Below are 2,453 nucleotides of genomic sequence, written 5' to 3'. Positions count from 1 at the left end.
CCCGTTCTTCGCCATCACCCTGCTGGCGGCGCTGCAGGCGATCCCGACCGACTATTACGAGGCCGCGGCGATCGACGGCGCCACCGCCTGGCAGCGCTTCGCCAAGATCACCATCCCCTTCCTGGCGCCGACCATCGCCATCACCGTGCTGCTGCGCACGATCTGGATCGCGACCTTCGCCGATTTGATCTGGGTGATGACCAATGGCGGCCCGGCCAATTCGACCAACATCCTGTCGACCTACATCTTCAGCCAGGCCTTCACCCGCCTCGACTTCGGCTATGCCTCGGCGGTCGCGACGGTGCTGCTGCTGCTGCTCCTGATCTATGCCGGCATCCTGATCCGGATGCGCAAGAGCCTGCTGGCGGGGCAATGACATGAACATCGTCGGACGCTCGCCCCTCGGCCGCTTCACCAGCCGCACCGGCTTCACCCTCGCCATCGGCGCCTATCTGCTGTTCGCGCTGTTCCCGCTGTACTGGCTGATCAAGATCTCGGTCACCCCGACCCAGCTGCTGTTCTCCGAGGGCGTCACCTTCTGGCCGTCGGAATGGACGATGGCGAATTTCAGCTCGGTGCTGACCGGCAGCAACTTCCCGCGCTACTTCCTGAACAGCGTCATCGTCTCGCTGTCGACGGCGGCGGTGGTCACGGTCTGCGCCTCGGCCTCCGGCTACGCCTTCTCGCGGTTCCGCTTCCGGGCCAAGCCGGCGATGATGTTCCTGCTGCTGCTGACCCAGACCTTCCCGCTGGTGATGATCATCGCCCCGGTCTACCGCCTGATGGCGCCGCTGGGGCTGACCAACAATCTGCTCGGCCTGATCGTCATCTACAGCGCCTTCAACGTCGCCTTCGCCACCTTCCTGATGCAGTCCTTCTTCGATTCGATCCCGAAGGATCTGGAGGAGGCGGCGATGATCGACGGCTGCAACCGCTTCCAGGCGCTGCGCCGGGTGATCCTGCCGCTGACCCTGCCGGGCATGGGCGCGACGCTGGGCTTCGTCTTCACCGCGGCGTGGAGCGAGCTGCTGTTCGCCCTGATGCTGATCAGTTCGGACAACCAGAAGACCTTCGCCGTCGGCCTGCTGACCTTCGTCGCCAAATTCGGCGTCGACTGGGGCCAGATGACCGCGGCCTCCGTGCTGGCGCTGATCCCGGTCTGCATCTTCTTCGCCGTGATCCAGCGCTATCTCGTGCGCGGCCTGACCGCCGGCGCGGTCAAGGGATGATCCCTCCGGGCTGATCCCTCCGGCCGGGGCTTGAACCCGGCCCGGAAAGGTTCCAGCCTGGGTCGTTCCCACAATGAGAGACCCGGCCATGCCGCAGCACCTTCTGCCTGCCTCGCCCGAGACCTGTGCCTGGGGATATTTCGATGCCGCGCGGGCGCCAGTGCTGACGGTCGACAGCGGCGACACCGTCGTCATCGATTCGGTGTCGGGCCCGCCGGAGGTGCTGCCCAAGGGCGATTTCCACATCCCGCCCGAGCTGTACGAGATCCATGAGCGCTGCGATCGCAGCACCCCCGGCCACATCCTGACCGGCCCCGTGGCCGTCCGCGGTGCCAAGGCCGGCCAGGTGCTGGAGGTCCGCATCCTCGACGTCGCCCTGCGCCAGGACTGGGGCTACAACGTCATCCGGCCGCTGGCCGGCACCCTGCCCTATGATTTCGAGGAAACCCGCCTCCTCAACATCCCGCTCGACGCCGCCGCGGGTACCGCCCGGCTGCCCTGGGGCCTCGACCTGCCGCTGCATCCGTTCTTCGGCGTCATGGGCGTGGCCCCGCCGAAGGGCTGGGGCCGGATCAGCTCGATCCAGCCGCGCGCCCATGCCGGCAACATCGACAACAAGGAGCTGGTGGCGGGCACCACCCTGTACCTGCCGGTGTTCAACGACGGCGCCCTGTTCTCCTGCGGCGACGGCCATGGCGCCCAGGGCGACTGCGAGGTCTGCATCACCGCGATCGAGACCGCGCTGCGCGGCACCTTTCAGCTGATCGTCCGCGACGACCTCTCCTTTGCCTATCCGCGGGCGGAGACCCCGACCCACCACATCACCATGGGCATGGACCCCGACCTGGACAAATGCGCCGTCATGGCGCTGCGCGACATGATCGTGCTGCTGGGCGAGACCGCCGGGCTGTCGCGCCACGACGCCTACACCCTGTGCAGCCTGGCCGGCGACCTGCGCATCACCCAGACCGTCAACGGTTGCAAGGGCGTGCACATGATGATGGCGAAGGACCTGCTGCGCCGCTGATCGGGAGTCAGTCGCCCTCGATCGACACGCCCTTCAGCCGGATCAGCCCGTCCGGCGTCGGCGCGAAGCCCTTCACGGCCTTGGCCAGCGCGTAGATCCAGGGCTGGTGGAACAGGTAGATCATCGGCATCTGGTCCTGCAGCACGGCCTGCGCCTGGTCGTACAGCGCCTTGCGTGCGGCCGGGTCGGTGATCGTC

Annotated in this window: 4 protein-coding genes; 3 read left to right on the top strand and 1 reads right to left on the bottom strand. The window is 67.1% G+C overall.

All coding sequences use genetic code 11. The annotated features are described in order from the left end of the window. From AC3XYG_RS05205 to AC3XYG_RS05195, 3 genes are all read left to right on the top strand, one after another. The coding region (locus AC3XYG_RS05205; protein WP_489138754.1) for a carbohydrate ABC transporter permease at nt 1–376 on the top strand (376 nt) is incomplete at its 5' end. Nucleotide 377: 1 nt separating this feature from the next. After that, a complete protein-coding gene (locus AC3XYG_RS05200) occupies nt 378–1,229 on the top strand; it encodes a carbohydrate ABC transporter permease (protein ID WP_489138753.1) in 852 nt (283 codons plus the stop codon). An 88-nt stretch (nt 1,230–1,317) separates the two neighbouring features. Next, complete coding sequence (locus tag AC3XYG_RS05195; protein ID WP_489138752.1) at nt 1,318–2,256, top strand: acetamidase/formamidase family protein; 939 nt, start codon at nt 1,318–1,320, stop codon at nt 2,254–2,256. A 7-nt stretch (nt 2,257–2,263) separates the two neighbouring features. Here the strand turns inward: AC3XYG_RS05195 and AC3XYG_RS05190 are convergent. Then, nucleotides 2,264–2,453 (bottom strand): hypothetical protein (locus tag AC3XYG_RS05190; RefSeq protein ID WP_489138751.1); only part of this gene is annotated, 190 nt, incomplete at its 5' end.

It is taken from the genome of Inquilinus sp. (assembly GCF_057815775.1).
This window is presented reverse-complemented; position numbering and strand designations above follow the sequence as displayed.

Excerpts from the sequence above, each read along its gene's own strand:
- AC3XYG_RS05195 (WP_489138752.1), top strand. The coding sequence starts at position 1,318 with ATGCCGCAGCACCTTCTGCCTGCCTCGCCCGAGACCTGTGCCTGGGGA.
- AC3XYG_RS05200 (WP_489138753.1), top strand. The coding sequence starts at position 378 with ATGAACATCGTCGGACGCTCGCCCCTCGGCCGCTTCACCAGCCGCACC.